Source organism: Rosettibacter sp. KY25 (genome assembly GCF_057554405.1).
On the sequence record NZ_BAAJAO010000002.1, the window covers coordinates 17,556 to 35,351 of the forward strand.

The window sequence follows — 17,796 nt, forward strand, 5'->3', positions numbered from 1 at the left end:
ATACAATGAAAAAATTTGGAAAATATATTTTTATTTTTTTAATCCTGGCTAAAGAAACTTTTGCATCAGGCGGGTCAATCTATTCAAGATTTGGCCTGGGAGATTTTTATTATTCATATTCTGCTCGAAGAATGGGAATGGGGGAATTAGGTATTGCAGTGACTGATTATGATTATCTTAATATTTTGAATCCTGCAAGCTGGTCAAAATTAAGATTAACGAGAGTAGAAACTGGAATAATTTATCACGGCAATAATATTTCTTCAAATTCATCTTCTGTTTTTTATTCTCAAACAATTTTTACTGGCTTCATGCTTGGATTCCCAATTGACCATGAATATGGAATAAGTTTAACTGCAGGATTACTGCCATTCTCAAATGTTGATTATGATGTTACTACTAATGAAAGCAATGATTTGACAGGTTCATATAAACTTACTTACAGCGGAAAGGGAGGATTATCAAAAACTTTTATTGGTTTGTCTTATAAACTTCCATTTAATTTTGCAGTTGGAGCTTCTTTTGATTACTATCTTGGAAAGATTACTCATAAATCTTCAATTGAATTCAACAGCAGTTCAACTTATCGAGATGGTTCTTTTTCTGATGAATACAGTTACCACGGTATCGGTTTTACAGTTGGCTTAATTTCGAGCAACTTAACACAATTAATTAAACTGAATGGTATAAAGGATTTAAGAATTGGAATTACATACTCAAATAAATCAACTATTGATGCAGATACAGTTAATAATTCAACAACAATCATTGGAACAATAAACAATTCATCTGGGAAAATTACTACAAAACTCCCTTATAGATTTGGAGCAGGTTTAGCTTTGCAATTTTCTGATTATCTTTTTGCAGCTGATTATCTTTATCAGCCTTTTAATCAGTTCACGAAAGATAATCAACGATTAAATGAACTTAAGAATTTACAAAAGATTAGTTTAGGTGTGGAGTATCGTAAATCAGAATTAAGGTCACACTCATATTGGGAACAGGTTATATTGAGAGGAGGTCTAAGCTACGAAAAAACTCAATATCATATTAACAATAAAAGTATTGATATGATTGCTGTTTATTCAGGCTTTTCGTTACCGCTTGGATTGGAAAGCACAATTGATTTTGCTTTTCAATTTGGTAAAAGAGGAACTACAGAAAATAATCTATTAAGAGAAAATATTTATAAATTTTCAATTACATTAAGTCTTGGCGAAATCTGGTTCGTTAGACAAGAAAGATGAAAAAATATAGGAGATTCAAAATTGAAAAAAGTAAAATATTTATTAGCACTTTTTTTAATTAACATTACTTCATTGTTTGCCCAGAATGATATAATGGCAAACTTTTCATTGTTTTATGAATATCATAAGAATAAAGATTATGTAAGTGCAGAACCATACGGCTGGAAAGTAATTAACAGCGATCCGACAAATTTTGTTAAGTTCAAGCTATTTCCTAAAATGGAAGAAACATTATGGTATTTGCACGACAGTGCAAAGGTTTCAGATGAACAAAAGAAAAAACTAAACGACACAATTCTTTATTTTTACGACAAAGCAATTCAATATGAACCACAACTTGAAGGTTATTATTTAGCCCGCAAAGCTTATGTGATGGAAGTATGGCTTCATGATAAACCGGAAAAAATAATTCCTATTTATGAAAAAGCAATTGAAAAAGACCCAAATCTTCCAGCATTTTACAAAGATAGACTTGGACTTTTATACATTGCCAATGCTTCTGATACAAACGATTATAAGCTTAAAGCTCTCGATTTATATTCAAAATTATCTGAAGCAGAACCGGATAATCAATTATGGATTCAAAAACTTGAATCAATTGCAGAGAATATTAATGAACTTATTGATATTACAAAAAAATCTTGGGATTTAGATAAAGATAATCTTGAGAAAGCATGGAAATATGCAGCAACTTGCCTAAGAGCACAAGAATATGAGAAGGCAAAAGAACCACTTGAGTTTTTAACAACAAAAGCTCCTGATGTAGTTAATTACTGGAAACAATTAGCAAGTGTTTATGATAAATTAGAACAAAATGATAAAGCAATAAAAGCTTATAGAAAGTTAATTGAACTTCAACCTGATGGAAAAGAAAATTATGTGAACCTTGCACTTATTTACAAAAAGATGGACCAGCTTTCAGTTTCAAGATCATTTCTGCAAAAAGCAATGAGCATTGACCCGAATTGGGATTATCCAGTTTTAATTGAAGCTCAGTTGTATGAACAAGCAGCTCGCGGCTGTGATTTTGATTTTATGGCAAAATGTGTTTATCTGCTTGCAGTAAATACATATAGAAAAGCAGCTTCGATGAATGGACAATATTCAAGCTTAGCTGCAGATAGAGTAAAAGCTCTTCAAAATTCAATTCCAACAAAGGAAGATTATTTCTTTAGAAAACTAAAATCAGGTGATGTAATTAAAATTGAAGGAGATTGTTATTCCTGGATTGGTAAAACTGTTCAAGTTCCATAATTAATTTTTCATAAAATAATAAGTGAAATTATGTTACAATATTTAACACAAGACCCTGAAATATTAAACATTGTTAAATTAGAAATTAATCGTCAAGCCTATAATCTTGAATTAATTGCTTCTGAAAATTTTGTGAGTCTTGCAGTATTAAGTGCAGCTGGTTCTGTATTGACAAATAAATATGCAGAAGGTTATCCGGGGAAAAGATATTATGGAGGCTGCGAATATGTTGACATGGCAGAAAATCTTGCTAGAGAAAGATTAAAAAAATTATTTGGAGCTGAATATGTTAATGTGCAGCCTCACAGCGGCTCTCAAGCAAATATGGCAGTTTATATGGCTCTGCTTAAACCAGGTGATAAAATTTTAGGCTTAAGTCTCGACCATGGTGGACATTTAACTCACGGCTCGCTTGTAAATTTTTCGGGACAGATTTATCATTCCATTCCATATACACTTAGCAAAGAAACTAAACTGCTTGATTATAATTTAATTGAAGACATTGCAAAAAAAGAAAAACCAAAGTTAATAATCACAGGTGCAAGTGCATACTCTCGTGATTGGGATTATGCAAAGTTCAGAGAAATTGCTGATAAAGTTGGTGCATTTTTGATGTGCGATATGGCTCATCCTGCTGGCTTGATTGCAAAAGGTTTATTAAATAATCCTCTTCCTTACTGTGATATTGTAACATCAACAACACACAAAACTTTGAGAGGTCCGCGCGGCGGAGTAATTCTTATAGGCAAAGACAAAGAAAATCCTCTTGGTATAAAAACACCAAAAGGCGATAGATTAAAAATGATGTCTGAAGTTATTGATGGAATTGTTATGCCAGGAATTCAGGGCGGACCATTAATGCACATTATAATGGCAAAAGCTGTTGCATTTGGCGAAGCTCTTCAAGATTCATTTACAGATTATGCAAAACAAGTAATAAAAAATGCAAAAACTCTTGCAGAAGAATTAACAAATCTTGGTTATGATGTTGTTTCTGGCGGAACAGATAATCATTTGATGTTGATTGATCTTTCTAATAAAGATATAAGCGGTAAAAAAGCAGAAACTGCTCTGGGTATTGCAGGAATTACAGTGAATAAAAATATGATACCTTTCGATACTAAAAGTCCATTTGTTACAAGTGGAATTAGAATTGGAACTCCTGCAGTAACTACAAGGGGCATGAAAGAGAATGAAATGAAATTGATTGCATCATTTATTGACAGAGCAATTAAAAATGTTGATAATGAACAGGTATTAATTTCTATTAAAAAAGAAGTAGCAGAATTGTGTTCTAAATTTCCATTGTATCCTGAGTTACAAATAAATTAAGTGTTGTGTGAGCAGAGAAGAAAAACTACTTACCGAGGAAAATCATTCTGAAGAAGTTGAAATGACTTTCCTCGAGCATCTCGAGGAATTAAGATGGAGAATTATTTATTCTCTAATTGGCATAGTTATAGGAACGATTATCGCATGGATTTTTATCGATTTCTTTGTTGATAAAGTTTTACTTCTTCCAGCTAAAGAAGCAAATATCAAACTACAGAATCTCAAACCTTTTGGCCAACTATTTCTTTATTTTGAAGTTGCAATAATTATTGGTTTAATACTTAGCTTTCCAAATGTTGTATATCAAATCTGGAAATTTATTGCTCCAGCATTAAAAGAAAAAGAAAAGAAGTATATAACATCGATAGTTTTGTTTACAACTTTCTGTTTTATCTGTGGAGTTGTTTTTGCTTACTTTGTGATGCTGCCTTTGGCATTAAAATTTGCAGCGCAGTTTGGCTCGCCATCTATTGAAAACAATTTTGCAATTGATGAATATTTCTCAATTATTTTGAGTGTTATTTTAGGAGCTGGATTAGTATTTGAATTACCAATGCTTTCATTTTTTTTGACTAAGATTGGAATTCTTACACCAAATTTTATGAAGAAATATCGTCGTCATGCAATTGTAATAATAATGATTCTTGCAGCTGTTTTAACTCCGGGAACTGATCCAGTCTCACAGATAATACTTGCAATACCATTGGTTTTCTTATATGAAATAAGTATTTTAGTTTCAAAAATTTTCCAGAAGAAAAATTGATTCAAAATTCACTTTCAAAAATCACACAAATAATAGAACCTGAATTAGAAGAATTCAATAAACTGTTTCGTAAATCAATTAAATCAAAAATTGGAATAGTTGATTTAATTACCCGCTACTTGCTTAAACAAAAAGGGAAAAAGATAAGACCTATTCTTGTTCTCTTATCGAGTAAAATTGCTGGCGGCATAAATGAAAGAAGTTACAGAGGAGCAGGTTTAGTTGAACTTCTTCATACTGCAACCCTTGTTCATGATGATGTAGTTGATAATGCAGAAACAAGAAGATATTTCCCATCTATTAATGCCATCTGGAAAAATAAAATTGCTGTTTTGATGGGGGATTATTTGCTGGCAAAAGGACTTATGCTTGCTATTGATTCAAAAGATTTTGATTTCCTTGAAGTAATTACTGATACTGTAAGAAGAATGTCTGAAGGTGAACTTCTTCAAATAAGCAAAACAAGAAAACTTGATAATGATGAAGAAACTTATTTCAAAATAATTTCTGATAAAACTGCTTCTCTAATATCTACTTGTTGTGAAATTGGAGCAAGAGCAGCAACAAATGATAATTTGAAAATAGAAGCTTTAAAACAATTTGGTGAAAATCTCGGTATTGCATTTCAAATTCGTGATGATATACTTGATTATGTGGGAAAAACAAAATTAATTGGAAAACCACTTGGTGGAGATATTAGAGAAAAAAAATTAACACTTCCTTTAATTCATGCATTGAGCAAATCTAACAACGCTGAATCTGATAAAATATTAAAGACAATCAAAAAGGGCGGGAAAAAATTAGATGTAAATGATGTAATAGATTTTGTTAAAAAATATGATGGCATCAATTATTCTGAGAAAGTTTCAAAAGAATATGCTCAAAAAGCAATAAACTCGCTTGACATTTTTGAATCCTCTGAGGCAAAAGATTCTTTAATCAGACTTGTAGAATTTGTAGTTAATAGAAAAAATTAATTTTACTTAATTCACAACTAACACTTCCAATTCCATTTTTGTAACATGAAACTAAGTTTCGTTCAAAAGCATTAATAGTTGCTGGTTTCAAGTTGGAGGTTCGAAGGTTGCAAATTAAAAGTAGAATGTTATTGTTTGCAAAAACAACGAAGTGGTTTAATATGAATAGAAAAATGTGACAAACGAAAAATTACCAGAACCCTGCAAGGGTTCAATATCAAAGCAAGGAACCTGAGCACTTGAAAAATGGAATGATGAAATAATGGAATATTTGAACTGAGGATTTATAACACGAAACGAATTTTAAGAAATGTTTAATTTATTTCTATTTAACGAACAATAATTTTTACTTACAAAAAAATTTTTCATAATTGAACTTTTGGAGATAAATTATCATTTGTTATCTTTGAATACTAAATTTTAATAAATATACATAATGTCCAATTAAATAATACAGTTTGATGAAGAGAACCATTCTTGATTACACACTAAAAATCAGATTACCATTAACATTATTTGTAATTGCGAGTAGTTTTCTAATTACATATTACATTTCAAGACCTGAAAGAGATGGACTTGGCTATTCACCAGAGCAGCCAATCAATTTTTCTCATAAACTTCATGCTAAAGAGATGGGAATTGACTGCCAGTATTGTCACATTGGTGTAGAAAAAACTCGCAATGCAATTATTCCTTCGGTAAATATTTGTATGAACTGTCATTCAATTGCAAGAAAAGATAGACCAGATATAATAAAATTGACAAAATATTATAATGAAAATAAACCAATTTTATGGAAAAGAATTCATCGTGTGCCTGATTATGCATATTTCAATCACAGTGTTCATGTTAATCGAGGAATTCAATGTGAAAGCTGTCATGGTGATGTTAAAGAGATGGATAAGATATCACAAGTTCGACAATTCACAATGGCAGCATGTCTTGATTGCCATCGTAATCCTCATGAAAATTTGCCTTACTTAAAAAATGTTAATAAAGGTCCCGAAAATTGTTTTGCATGCCATAGATAGGAGTAAATCGAATGAGAATCAATAGAAAAAAATTTTTTGAGATTATTGGGATAACTGCGATTGCAGGATTTTTAGTATCACAAAAACCAATTAAAATTTTTGGTTCCTTATTCAATAAAAAAAATAAAATTATTTTAAAATCTAATCCATTATCTGTAAAAAGAATAAATAAGGTTTAGAAATGAGCAAAGAAATTTTAGGCAAATTAAATTCTGAAAAAGAAAATGAAATCGAAAAATCAATACATGAAACTGATGAATTTCTAAGCAGTGTTATAGCTGAATTTGATTTGTCAAAATTATCAAAAGTATCAAGAAGAAAGTTTTTAGCTTTGTTATCTGCTTCGACCGCTTTTGCAGCAACCGCATGCAGCAATTATAGAGACAAAGGAGAAATTGTACCATACAATAAACGTCCAGAAGAAATTTTGCCAGGTGTTGCTGATTATTATGCATCAACATGCGGCGGTTGTACAAATTCATGCGGAATTTTAGTTAAGACAAGAGAAGGCAGACCAATAAAAATTGACGGCAATCCCGATCATCCAATTAACAAAGGTAAAATTTGTGCTAAAGGTCAGGCAAGTATTCTAAATTTATACGACCCTGAAAGATTAAAAGAACCACTAATAAATGGCAAAAAAGTTAGTTGGGATAAAATTAATGATGAAATTTATAATGATTTATTAAGAGCAACCAAGAATGGCAAAAAAATAGGAATTATTACCCATACAATTACATCACCCACAACAAAAAAATTGCTTGATGATTTTAAAAATAAATTTCCCAATGTAGAAATTATTTCTTACGAACTTGTAAATGATAATTCAAGAAGAAACGCTTGGTTTAAATGTTATGGCATTTATGAATATCCTGCAATCAAGTGGGAAGAAGCAGAAGTTATCCTTACCCTCGATTCAGATTTTTTGGGGAATGAAAATAATTTCATTGAGAACACAATTAGATTTACATCAAAACGAAATGTAATTGACAAATTAAATTACAATCGCCTTTATGCTGCCGAAAGCAGAATGACAGTAACCGGCATGATGGCTGATTATAGACTTAAAGTTTCTCCTCATCAGCAGTTCGAATTTGTGATGGCATTAATCAATGAATTGATTAAAGATAGTTCTTCATTCTTTATTGACAATCAATTAAAAGATAAAATCAAAAAATATTCATTTGATAGATTGAATTTTATCAACAAAGAAAAATTAAATTATCTTCTTAATGATTTAAAAAAGTATCGTGGTAAATCTATTGTTTATGCAGGCAACACACTTCCCGAAGATGTTCATATTGCTGTAAATCTTTTAAATGAAATCTTAGGGAATAATTCTCTTTATGATTACTCAAATGCTTATAAAGTTCTTGTGAAAAATTCTGATAAAGATGAGATTCTTAATTTTATAGATTCTCTTAAAAAGGGAGAATTTGAAATTGTAATTCATTTTGAATCTAATCCTGCATTTCACTTTCCAAAGGATTATGATTATTCAGAAGCATTAAAAAATGTCAAAACTGTAATTACACTTACCGAAAGTAAAAATGAAACAAGCCAATTGAGTAAATATGTTCTCCCAATAAATAATCAACTTGAAAGCTGGGGCGATGTTTATGTTCGATATGGTGTTTACAGCTTGATGCAGCCAGTTATTGCTCCAATTTTTAACACAAGACAAAAAGAAGCAATTCTATTGACATGGATAAATGAGAATAAATATGATGAAAAAAATTATCATAATTATTTAAAGAAAAATTTTGAAAATGAAATTTATCAGAAAATTAAACCTTCTGCTGATTTCGATTCATTCTGGTATTCAGCACTTCATGATGGAGTAGTTCAATTAAAAGAAAATTATACACTTCCAAAATTCAATTTAAATTCATTAAATGAAATTAAAGAGTCTGCAAGTGCTAACGGTTATACTCTTCATTTAACAGAAAGCTATTTTATTGGAGATGGAAGATTTGCAAATAATGGCTGGCTGCAGGAATTACCTCATCCAGTTACAAAAATTACATGGGATAATTATGCTTCAATTTCTCAGAATACTGCGAGCAAATTGAATATTGAAATGAATGATTTAGTTGAGATAGAATTATCAAATCGTAAAATTATTCTTCCTGCATTAATTCAACCTGGAATGACAGATGACACAATTCATATTGAATTAGGATATGGAAGAAAAGTTATTGGAGAAGCAGGTAGGGATGCAGGATTTAACGCAATAAATTTAATGACAAAAGAAAATTCTCTATCACCTTATATTTTTATTAATGCATCAATTAAAAAAGCTGAAGGTAAATATATTTTAGCTTCAACACAGGAACATCATTCACTTGGTGAAAAATTTGTAAAAGATTTTCATCGAATAAGAAAAATTATTCAGGAAGGAACAATAATTAAGTATGAAAAAGAACCTGACTTTCTGCATAAAGAAAAACATGAATTATTCAGCATAACAAGAGAACATAAATTTGAAGGTGTTAAATGGGCAATGGCAATCGACTTGAATAAGTGCATTGCCTGTAATGCTTGCGTAGCTTCTTGCAATGTTGAGAACAATGTTCCGGTTGTAGGTAAAGATCAGGTCTTATTGGGAAGAGAAATGCAATGGATTAGAATTGACAGATACTATTCTGGTACAGATGATGAACCAATGGTAAGTAATCAACCAATGTTGTGTCAACACTGTGACAATGCACCTTGTGAAAATGTTTGTCCTGTGAATGCAACCAATCATAGTCCAGATGGATTGAATCAAATGGTTTACAATAGATGTGTAGGAACGAGATATTGTTCTAACAACTGTCCATACAAAGTAAGAAGATTTAATTTTTACAACTTCCGAGACCATTTTGCAAATTCATACTATGAAAACGATTTAACTTCGTTGGTTTATAATCCAGAAGTTACTGTTCGTTCAAGAGGAGTGATGGAAAAATGCACATTCTGCATACAGAGAATAATGGAAGCTCGTTCAAATGCAATTAAAGATGGAAAAGAATTAAAAGGAAGTGATGTAGTTACTGCTTGTCAGCAGGCATGTCCATCAAATGCAATAGTATTTGGTGATATGAATGATCCAAATTCAGAGATATCAAAACTTCGTAAACACAATCTTGCTTATCATGTTCTGGAAGAATTAAATGTAAAACCGAATGTTACATATATTGCCAAATTAAGAAACATTCATTCGGAGGAAATTGAGTGAACACTGTTGATTATTCACAAGAATTATCAGTTATTGAAGGAAAGCCATCTTTAAGGTCTTTAGATGAATTAATATCTAAACCTTTAGATACAAAACCTGATAAGAAATTTTATATTGCTTTATCAATTACTCTTTCAATGCTTGCATTATTTGTTATTGGACTTGGATTTACATTTTTTTATGGAATTGGCACATGGGGAAATAATAATCCTGTTGGCTGGGGATTTGGAATTGTTAATTTTGTTTTCTGGGTTGGAATTGGTCATGCAGGCACATTGATTTCGGCAATATTATTTTTATTCAGACAAAAATGGAGAACCGGCATAGCTCGTTTTGCAGAAGGTATGACAATATTTGCAGTTATGACAGCTGCAATATTTCCATTAATTCATACTGGAAGACCATGGCTTGCTGGATATTTGTTTCCATATCCAAATCAACATTCAATCTGGCCTAATTTTACTTCGCCGCTTTTGTGGGATGTATTCGCAGTTTCAACATATTTTACAGTTTCTTTGATATTTTGGTATGTTGGCTTAATTCCAGATTTGGCAACGCTTCGTGAAAGAACATCTAAAAAAATCAAAAAAATTATCTACTCAATATTTAGTCTTGGCTGGCGTTTTTCAAACAGACACTGGCAGCATTATGAAATGGTTTATTTGATTCTTGCAGGATTTGCAACTCCACTCGTTTTATCTGTTCATACAATTGTTAGTTTTGATTTTGCAGTTTCAATTATTCCTGGATGGCATACAACAATATTCCCGCCTTACTTTGTAGCTGGAGCTGTATTTTCCGGATTTGCAATGGTTCAGAATGTTTTAATATTCATAAGAAAAATTTTTAATTACGAACACATCATTACAATCGATACACTCGAAAAGATGAATAAAATTATTCTTGTTACTGGTTCACTTGTTGGTTATGCTTATGGAATGGAATTTTTTATTGCATGGTATAGTGGAATTCAAGCAGAACAATTTACTTTTATTAATCGTGCTTTTGGTCCTTATGCATGGGCTTACTGGATAATGGTAACATGCAATGTTATTTCACCGCAATTGTTCTGGTTCAAAAAAATTAGAAGGTCGGTGCCTGTTATGTTTATCATTGGAGTATTTGTGAATATTGGAATGTGGTTCGAAAGATTTGTAATTGTTGTTACATCAATATCAAGAGATTTTCTACCATCAAGCTGGGGTTACTTTAAACCAACAATTGTTGACTTTATGATTTTAATTGGAAGTTTTGGTTTCTTTTTTACATGGATACTTTTATTTACAAAAGCATTACCAGTTGTTTCAATTGCAGAAGTTAAAGCAGTAGTTGATGGTTCTCAACCTTCTCATCATAATGATTAATTGAGGTTGTATTAATGGACAATAAAAAATTATATGGTTATGCTGCAATTTATAACACTCCAGATGAAATATTAAACGCAGCAAATGAAGTAAGAAACAGCGGTTATAAAAAATTTGATGTTCATTCACCTTATCCAATTCATGGAATGCCTAAAGCCATGAATTTACCTCCATCAAAACTTGGATATGCTGCATTAATATTTGGTTTATCAGGGGCAATAACTGCACTTTTGTTGACATTCTGGATTTCAGCAATTGATTATCCACTTGTTATTGGCGGGAAACCATTTTTTTCGTTTCCTGCATACATACCTGTAATATTTGAAGTGACTGTTCTTTCAGCTTCTGTTGCAACAGTTATAACGATGCTTTTTATCTTTTTCAAATTACCTAATAATGCTCATCCGCTTAATGATACAGAGTATATGAAAAAAGTTTCTTCAGATAAATATGGAATTGTAATTCAAGCTGATGATGATATTTTTAATGAATCAGTTGTTATTGATTTCTTAAGAAAAACAGGAGCTACTGAAGTTTTTCCGATTTATTTTAATGATGAGGAGTTAAGTGTAAAACCAAAAATTCTTGAACCAAAATTTTTATTGTTTTTAACAGCAACAGCAATTTTTACATCAGGTATTACATATTTTACATTGAATAAATTGCTTTATATGACTCCATTCAACTGGATGATGGAACAACCCAAATTAAATCCACAGCATTCATCAATAATATTCAAAGATGGATTTGGAATGAGAACACCAGTCGAAGGAACGGTTGCTCGAGGTCATTTGCCTTATGCTTTTAAAAATAAACCTGAAGATGCTGGTAAATATCTTGTTAATCCATTGCCCGTTTCAAAATCAGTTTTACAATTAGGACAAAAAAAATTTGATATTTACTGTAGTCCATGTCATGGCTACTATGGAGAAGGTGACAGCAGACTTCGTGGTCAATTTCCTAATCCTCCAAGTCTTCATTCGGAAAAAATTAGAAACTGGAGTGATGGCAGAATTTTTCATGTGATTACAGAAGGTCAAAATATAATGCCTTCTTATTCATCTCAATTAACTGAAGATGAAAGATGGGCAATAATTCATTATATAAGAGTATTACAAAGGTCATTAAATGCTAAGGAGACCGATTTGCAATGAATCATAATGCAGAAATTTCTTACATTAAAAAAAATATACCATCAAAAGTAAAGTTACTTGGAATTTCTCTTTTGATAATTGGAATGCTTGGAATAATCTTGAGTTATTATTTTGATTCTGCAAGAAGCTCTTATAACAATATTATCATCTTTCTTTTTTTAATAAGCATTGGAGTTGGTTCATTATTTTTAATTAGTATAGAATATCTTTCAGGTGCAGTATGGAGTGTGCCTTTTAGAAGAATTCCAGAATTCTTAGCTGGGATTATTTTAGCACTGCCAATTATAGTATTGCCTTTAATCTTTAATATGAATAATGTATTTGAATGGCTTCATCCTGAAATACTTAAAACAGATGAATTGCTTAAAAGTAAAGCTCCATATTTAAATCAAAATTTCTTTATTATTAGAATCTTTGTTTTTATTTCAATATGGTTATTATTCTTTTACTTTTTAATAAGAAATTCCATAAAACAGGATGAAAATAAAGATCAAGCATTAACAAAAAAGAATATAAAATTTTCTGCTGCATTTATGCCTTTCTTTGCAATAACAATAACATTTACTGCAATTGATTGGCTGATGAGTCTTGAACCTCACTGGTTCTCAACAATATTTGGTGTTTATTATTTTTCTGGTAGTGTGTTGGCTGCTCTTGCATCCTCAACGATTGCAATTATATTATTAAATGAAAATGGCTATTTAGTAATAGGTTTGTCAAGGGACCATTACTATAGTCTTGGTGCATTGCTTTTTGCTTTTGTTAATTTCTGGGCTTATATAGCATTCTCACAATATTTACTTATCTGGTATGCTAATCTTCCAGAAGAAACAATATGGTTCTTAAACAGATGGCAGGGAAGCTGGTTATATTTCAGCATTGGTTTAATTATCATCCATTTTGTTGTTCCTTATTTTGGTTTATTATCACAACCATCTAAAATGAATCCCAAGAGATTACTCTTTATGTCAATCTGGATTTTATTTGCACACTATTATGATTTATACTGGATTACAATGCCAAATTACAGTAAGAATCAAGTAATCTTCGGCTGGAATGAAATTTCATTTTTAATTTTTGCAATAGGATTAATAACAATCATCTTTTATGCATTTACAAATAAATTTAACTTGGTTCCAATAGGCGATCCAAAATTAAAACGAGGAATAGATTTCAGATTATAACTATGGAAAAAAATAATAACTTCAAAGACGAAATTAATTTCAAAGATATTATTAAATCTCCAATAAAATTATTTGGTTGGTTATTTCCACTCTATTTTATAATTATTATGATTTTAGGAATTTACTTTGCTCAGCATTTAAATCAAATTTCATTTAATGAGCAAAGTGCTGGTCTTCCTGATACAATTAATGTCAAAAAAGAAATTACACCTAAAAAGGGGACTGTATTAACTGCTGTTAATTTATCTGCAATTAAAAATCCAACTAAAGAAATGATTTCTAAAGGTAAAGAACTTTTTGAAGCAAATTGCAGTTCATGTCATGGTCAGAATGGTTTTGGAGATGGTCCAGGTGGAACTATGTTAAATCCAAAGCCTCGTAATTTTCATCAAAAAGATGGATGGGTAAACGGAAGAACTATTGATGCAATGTATAAAACACTTCAGGAAGGAATTTCAAAAAGCGGTATGCCAGCTTATGATTTCATAAAGCCGGAAGATAGATTTAATATTATTCTTTATATAAGAACATTTACTGATTTTCCACCAATTACTGATGAACAGCTTGACAAACTGAAAACAGAATATAAATTAGACCAAAATATTGTTACACCAAGTCAAATTCCTGTAAGCAAAGCAATAAATATAATTGCTGAAGAAAATAAAACATTAAGAGAAAAAATTGAGAGAGCAAAACAGAGAATTTTTATGGACGATGCTGGAGCAAGTATTTTAATCGAAAATTCTGAAAATTTAGATAAAGTTTTGAATTCATTTATAATGATGAATGATAAGTCATTCCAAAATTTTATTTTTTCAATTAGCAAATCACCAATTGTTTTTGGATTTAAACCTTCTGTTTTAAGGCTTGATGAGAACGGATTGAAAATGGTTTATGATTATTTGATAAACATTACAAAATAAATCTATGAAAATTATCATAAAATACTTTTTAATTCTTTGTTTATTAATGGATTACTTTATTTATTTCACTAATTCCTTTGCACAAAGCAAAAGTAATGTGGGAATTGATGAACAACTTGGGAAGTATCTTCCTCTTGAATTAAAATTCGTTACATCAAATAATGATACTATTAAATTAAAAGATATAATTGATAAACCCGTGCTCCTTGCTTTGGTATATTACGAATGTCCAGGATTATGCAGTCCAATGCAAAATGAAGTCGCATGGGTAATTGACAAAATGGACCTTGTTCCTGGAGCAGATTATAAAGTTATATCATTAAGTTTTGACCACAAAGAAAATTTTAAAACGGCTGCCAAATGGAAGAAAAATTACCTTCATTCAATGAAGAAAAAACTTAATGAAAATGACTGGATTTTTTTAACAGGTGACAGCATTAATATTTATAATTTGACAAATGCAATAGGATTTTATTTTGAAAAGAACAAAGAAGGTCAAATAATTCATCCAAGTGTTTTAATATCAATTGCTCCAGATGGAAAAATCGTAAGATATATTTTAGGACCTACATTTAATCCTTTTGATATTAAAATGGCTTTAATAGAAGCAAAAGCTGGAAAAACAAGACCAACAGTTGCAAAAGTTTTAGAATTATGTTACAGCTATGACCCAGAAGGGAAAAAATATACTTTCAATTTTCTGAGGATTATTGGTATCATAATGATTTTTAGTATAGGAATTTTTATTTCCATTTTATTGTTAAGGGGAAAAAAGAAAAATGTGGAGAATTAAATGGCAAACGGTGCAATTGCAATAACTGAAAAAAGTTTTTATAAGGAAAGCACAAATAAATATTCAGGAATACTATCGTGGCTCTTAACCACTGACCATAAACGAATTGGTTTAATGTATCTTGTATCAATTTTATTTTTCTTCCTTGTTGGAGTTATTCTCGGTGTGCTGATGAGGCTTGAGCTGCTTACACCAGGAAGAACAATCATGAGTGCACAAACTTATAATTCATTATTTACTCTGCACGGAGTAATAATGATTTTTCTTTTTATAATTCCTGGCTTACCTGCAATATTTGGAAATTTTTTTCTGCCAATTCAAATTGGTGCACGTGATGTAGCATTCCCGCGATTAAATTTATTATCATACTACATTTATGTTATTGGAGCTATTCTCGCATTGATATCACTTTTTTTGCCTGGAGGTCCGATTGATACTGGATGGACATTTTATATTCCATATAGTGTTCGAACTGCATCAAATGTTTCACTTGCAATTTTTGCCGCTTTTGTACTCGGATTTTCTTCTATTTTAACTGGAATTAATTTTATTACAACAGTTCATAGATTAAGAGCACCAGGAATGACATTTTTCAAAATGCCATTGTTTGTTTGGGCAACTTATGCAACCGCATGGATACAAATTATTGCTACTCCAGTTATAGGAATTACAATTCTTCTTGTAATTATTGAAAGAGCATTTGGTGTAGGTATTTTTGATCCAGCATTAGGCGGCGATCCAATTTTATATCAACATTTATTCTGGATTTATTCTCATCCTGCAGTTTATATTATGATATTACCAGCTATGGGAGTTGTTTCAGAAATAATTCCAACATTTACAAGAAGAACAATTTTTGGATATAAAGCTATAGCATTTTCAAGTCTTGCAATTGCATTTATTGGTTATCTTGTTTGGGCACATCACATGTTTACAAGTGGAATGAGTGATACAGCAAGATGGATTTTTTCATTGCTAACATTTTTGGTTGCAATCCCAAGTGGTGTCAAAGTTTTTAACTGGGTAGCAACTATGTATAAAGGTTCAATTGATCCACAACCGCCCTTTCTCTGGGTTATGACTTTTATATTTTTATTTTCAATTGGTGGATTAACTGGTTTAGTCTTAGGCTCTCTGGCTACTGATGTTCATGTTCACGATACTTACTTTGTTGTTGCACATTTTCATTATGTAATGTTTGGAGGCACTGGTACAATCTTTTTTGCGGCACTTCATTACTGGTTCCCAAAAATGTTTGGCAGAATGTATAATAAAAAATTTGCTAAGATTGCAATTGTATTTTATTTCATAGGATTTAACATGCTCTATTTTACAAAATTTATTATGGGTTATATGGGAATGCCAAGAAGATATTATGATTACCTACCACAATTTGCTAAACTTCAAGAAATTTCTACAATTGGTTCTTGGATTTTAGCAAGCACAATTTTCTTTATTGTTGGATATTTGATTCATGCTTTATTCAAAGGTCCGAAAGCATCTTCAAATCCATGGGGAGGAGTAACACTGGAATGGCAAATACCATCTCCACCGCCAATGGAAAACTTTAAAGAAATTCCAACAATTACACATGAACCTTATGATTTCAGTCAGCTTAAGGAGATTGAGAATGAGCAATCATGAAAATGCTGCAATGATATCACATCATACACATTCTGATAAACTTGGTGCCAAAATGGGCATGTGGCTTTTTCTTTTTACAGAAGTTTTATTGTTTGGAGGAATGTTTTTGGCATATGCAGTTTATCGTTATAAATATTCAAATGACTTTCATCTTGCTGCAATGGAATTGAATACTACTATTGGAACAATTAACACAATTATTCTTTTGACAAGCAGTTTAACTATGGCTCTTTCAATTGCATTTATTCAAAGAAGTGAAAAATTATTATCCATACTTTTTCTTTCATCAACAATTTTATTGGCATTAATATTTTTAATTAACAAGTATTTCGAGTGGTCAGCAAAAATTGAACATGGAATTTTTCCGCGCTCGCAGGAATTGCTCGATAGACCAAATGGACAAATTTTATTTTTTGGATTATATTATGTTATGACTGGATTACATGCACTTCATGTAATCATTGGTATAATAATTCTTTCTTTTATGCTGATTTTTCTGATAAAAAATAAAATAACATCCGAAAATTATATTAAACTTGAAAACTCCGGATTATACTGGCATCTGGTCGATTTAATCTGGATTTTTCTTTTCCCGTTATTCTATCTAATTCAATGAGGTTTACGAATGGAAAAACATAATCATCAAATTGGAATCATGACTTACATTGTTGTCTGGCTCTCTTTGCTTGCATTTACTTCGATTACTGTAACAATAGCAGGTATAAGTTTAGGTAAATATACATTATTTATTGCACTATTAATTGCAGCAATTAAGTCTGGACTTGTAATTAATATTTTTATGCATATAAAATTTGATGAGCCAATATTCAAAGCTTTTCTTGCTCTAAGTGGAGCCACATTGGTTGTAATTTTTGTTCTAACATTTTTTGATATTATTTATCGTTGAGGT

At 30.8% G+C, this 17,796-nt stretch carries 16 protein-coding genes; all 16 read left to right on the top strand.

Annotated features, from left to right (window positions below):
• Nucleotides 1–5 precede the first annotated feature (5 nt).
• Nucleotides 6–1,247, top strand: a complete 1,242-nt coding sequence (bamG, locus tag AC27L2_RS01405; RefSeq protein WP_487209869.1) for a BamG family beta-barrel-assembly machinery protein — start codon at nucleotides 6–8, stop codon at nucleotides 1,245–1,247.
• Nucleotides 1,248–1,268: 21 nt separating this feature from the next.
• On the top strand, nucleotides 1,269–2,501 hold the full coding sequence (locus AC27L2_RS01410) for a tetratricopeptide repeat protein (protein ID WP_487209870.1): 1,233 nt from the start codon (nucleotides 1,269–1,271) through the stop codon (nucleotides 2,499–2,501).
• 30 nt (nucleotides 2,502–2,531) lie between these two features.
• Entirely contained in the window at nucleotides 2,532–3,833 is a 1,302-nt protein-coding gene (locus AC27L2_RS01415) for a serine hydroxymethyltransferase (protein WP_487209871.1), read from the top strand.
• A 7-nt stretch (nucleotides 3,834–3,840) separates the two neighbouring features.
• Nucleotides 3,841–4,596, top strand: coding sequence for a twin-arginine translocase subunit TatC (gene tatC, locus AC27L2_RS01420; RefSeq protein WP_487209872.1), 756 nt, complete (start codon nucleotides 3,841–3,843; stop codon nucleotides 4,594–4,596).
• Nucleotides 4,593–5,573, top strand: a complete 981-nt coding sequence (locus tag AC27L2_RS01425; protein ID WP_487209873.1) for a polyprenyl synthetase family protein — start codon at nucleotides 4,593–4,595, stop codon at nucleotides 5,571–5,573. The genes tatC and AC27L2_RS01425 overlap by 4 nt, the downstream gene beginning before the upstream one ends.
• A gap of 461 nt (nucleotides 5,574–6,034) precedes the next feature.
• Nucleotides 6,035–6,604: a cytochrome c3 family protein gene (locus AC27L2_RS01430; RefSeq protein ID WP_487209874.1), complete on the top strand. Its 570-nt coding sequence runs from the start codon at nucleotides 6,035–6,037 to the stop codon at nucleotides 6,602–6,604.
• A gap of 11 nt (nucleotides 6,605–6,615) precedes the next feature.
• Complete coding sequence (locus AC27L2_RS01435) at nucleotides 6,616–6,783, top strand: hypothetical protein (protein WP_487209875.1); 168 nt, start codon at nucleotides 6,616–6,618, stop codon at nucleotides 6,781–6,783.
• A 2-nt stretch (nucleotides 6,784–6,785) separates the two neighbouring features.
• On the top strand, nucleotides 6,786–9,824 hold the full coding sequence (locus AC27L2_RS01440; RefSeq protein ID WP_487209876.1) for a 4Fe-4S dicluster domain-containing protein: 3,039 nt from the start codon (nucleotides 6,786–6,788) through the stop codon (nucleotides 9,822–9,824).
• Complete coding sequence (gene nrfD / locus AC27L2_RS01445) at nucleotides 9,821–11,188, top strand: NrfD/PsrC family molybdoenzyme membrane anchor subunit (protein ID WP_487209877.1); 1,368 nt, start codon at nucleotides 9,821–9,823, stop codon at nucleotides 11,186–11,188. Before AC27L2_RS01440 ends, nrfD begins: the two co-directional genes overlap by 4 nt.
• A gap of 14 nt (nucleotides 11,189–11,202) precedes the next feature.
• Nucleotides 11,203–12,342 (top strand): quinol:electron acceptor oxidoreductase subunit ActD, encoded by a 1,140-nt coding sequence (locus tag AC27L2_RS01450; protein ID WP_487209878.1) that lies wholly within the window; start codon nucleotides 11,203–11,205, stop codon nucleotides 12,340–12,342.
• Nucleotides 12,339–13,526 carry a quinol:cytochrome C oxidoreductase gene (locus tag AC27L2_RS01455; RefSeq protein ID WP_487209879.1) on the top strand — a complete coding sequence of 396 codons (1,188 nt, stop codon included), beginning with the start codon at nucleotides 12,339–12,341 and terminating at the stop codon, nucleotides 13,524–13,526. Before AC27L2_RS01450 ends, AC27L2_RS01455 begins: the two co-directional genes overlap by 4 nt.
• 2 nt (nucleotides 13,527–13,528) lie before the next feature.
• On the top strand, nucleotides 13,529–14,449 hold the full coding sequence (locus AC27L2_RS01460; protein WP_487209880.1) for a c-type cytochrome: 921 nt from the start codon (nucleotides 13,529–13,531) through the stop codon (nucleotides 14,447–14,449).
• A gap of 46 nt (nucleotides 14,450–14,495) precedes the next feature.
• Nucleotides 14,496–15,242, top strand: coding sequence for an SCO family protein (locus AC27L2_RS01465; RefSeq protein WP_487209881.1), 747 nt, complete (start codon nucleotides 14,496–14,498; stop codon nucleotides 15,240–15,242).
• Nucleotides 15,243–16,886, top strand: coding sequence for a cytochrome c oxidase subunit I (ctaD, locus tag AC27L2_RS01470; protein ID WP_487209882.1), 1,644 nt, complete (start codon nucleotides 15,243–15,245; stop codon nucleotides 16,884–16,886).
• Entirely contained in the window at nucleotides 16,873–17,502 is a 630-nt protein-coding gene (locus tag AC27L2_RS01475) for a cytochrome c oxidase subunit 3 (RefSeq protein WP_487209883.1), read from the top strand. The genes ctaD and AC27L2_RS01475 overlap by 14 nt, the downstream gene beginning before the upstream one ends.
• Nucleotides 17,503–17,511: 9 nt before the next feature.
• The gene (locus AC27L2_RS01480) at nucleotides 17,512–17,793 is read left to right on the top strand and encodes a cytochrome C oxidase subunit IV family protein (RefSeq protein ID WP_487209884.1); all 282 of its coding nucleotides are present in this window, start codon (nucleotides 17,512–17,514) and stop codon (nucleotides 17,791–17,793) included.
• Nucleotides 17,794–17,796: the final 3 nt, after the last annotated feature.

Coding starts and splice junctions, on each gene's coding strand:
- AC27L2_RS01430 (WP_487209874.1), top strand. CDS start 6,035: ATGAAGAGAACCATTCTTGATTACACACTAAAAATCAGATTACCATTA.
- AC27L2_RS01450 (WP_487209878.1), top strand. CDS start 11,203: ATGGACAATAAAAAATTATATGGTTATGCTGCAATTTATAACACTCCA.
- AC27L2_RS01440 (WP_487209876.1), top strand. CDS start 6,786: ATGAGCAAAGAAATTTTAGGCAAATTAAATTCTGAAAAAGAAAATGAA.
- AC27L2_RS01460 (WP_487209880.1), top strand. CDS start 13,529: ATGGAAAAAAATAATAACTTCAAAGACGAAATTAATTTCAAAGATATT.
- AC27L2_RS01415 (WP_487209871.1), top strand. CDS start 2,532: ATGTTACAATATTTAACACAAGACCCTGAAATATTAAACATTGTTAAA.
- bamG (WP_487209869.1), top strand. CDS start 6: ATGAAAAAATTTGGAAAATATATTTTTATTTTTTTAATCCTGGCTAAA.
- AC27L2_RS01475 (WP_487209883.1), top strand. CDS start 16,873: ATGAGCAATCATGAAAATGCTGCAATGATATCACATCATACACATTCT.
- ctaD (WP_487209882.1), top strand. CDS start 15,243: ATGGCAAACGGTGCAATTGCAATAACTGAAAAAAGTTTTTATAAGGAA.
- AC27L2_RS01435 (WP_487209875.1), top strand. CDS start 6,616: ATGAGAATCAATAGAAAAAAATTTTTTGAGATTATTGGGATAACTGCG.
- AC27L2_RS01455 (WP_487209879.1), top strand. CDS start 12,339: ATGAATCATAATGCAGAAATTTCTTACATTAAAAAAAATATACCATCA.
- AC27L2_RS01465 (WP_487209881.1), top strand. CDS start 14,496: ATGGATTACTTTATTTATTTCACTAATTCCTTTGCACAAAGCAAAAGT.
- AC27L2_RS01480 (WP_487209884.1), top strand. CDS start 17,512: ATGGAAAAACATAATCATCAAATTGGAATCATGACTTACATTGTTGTC.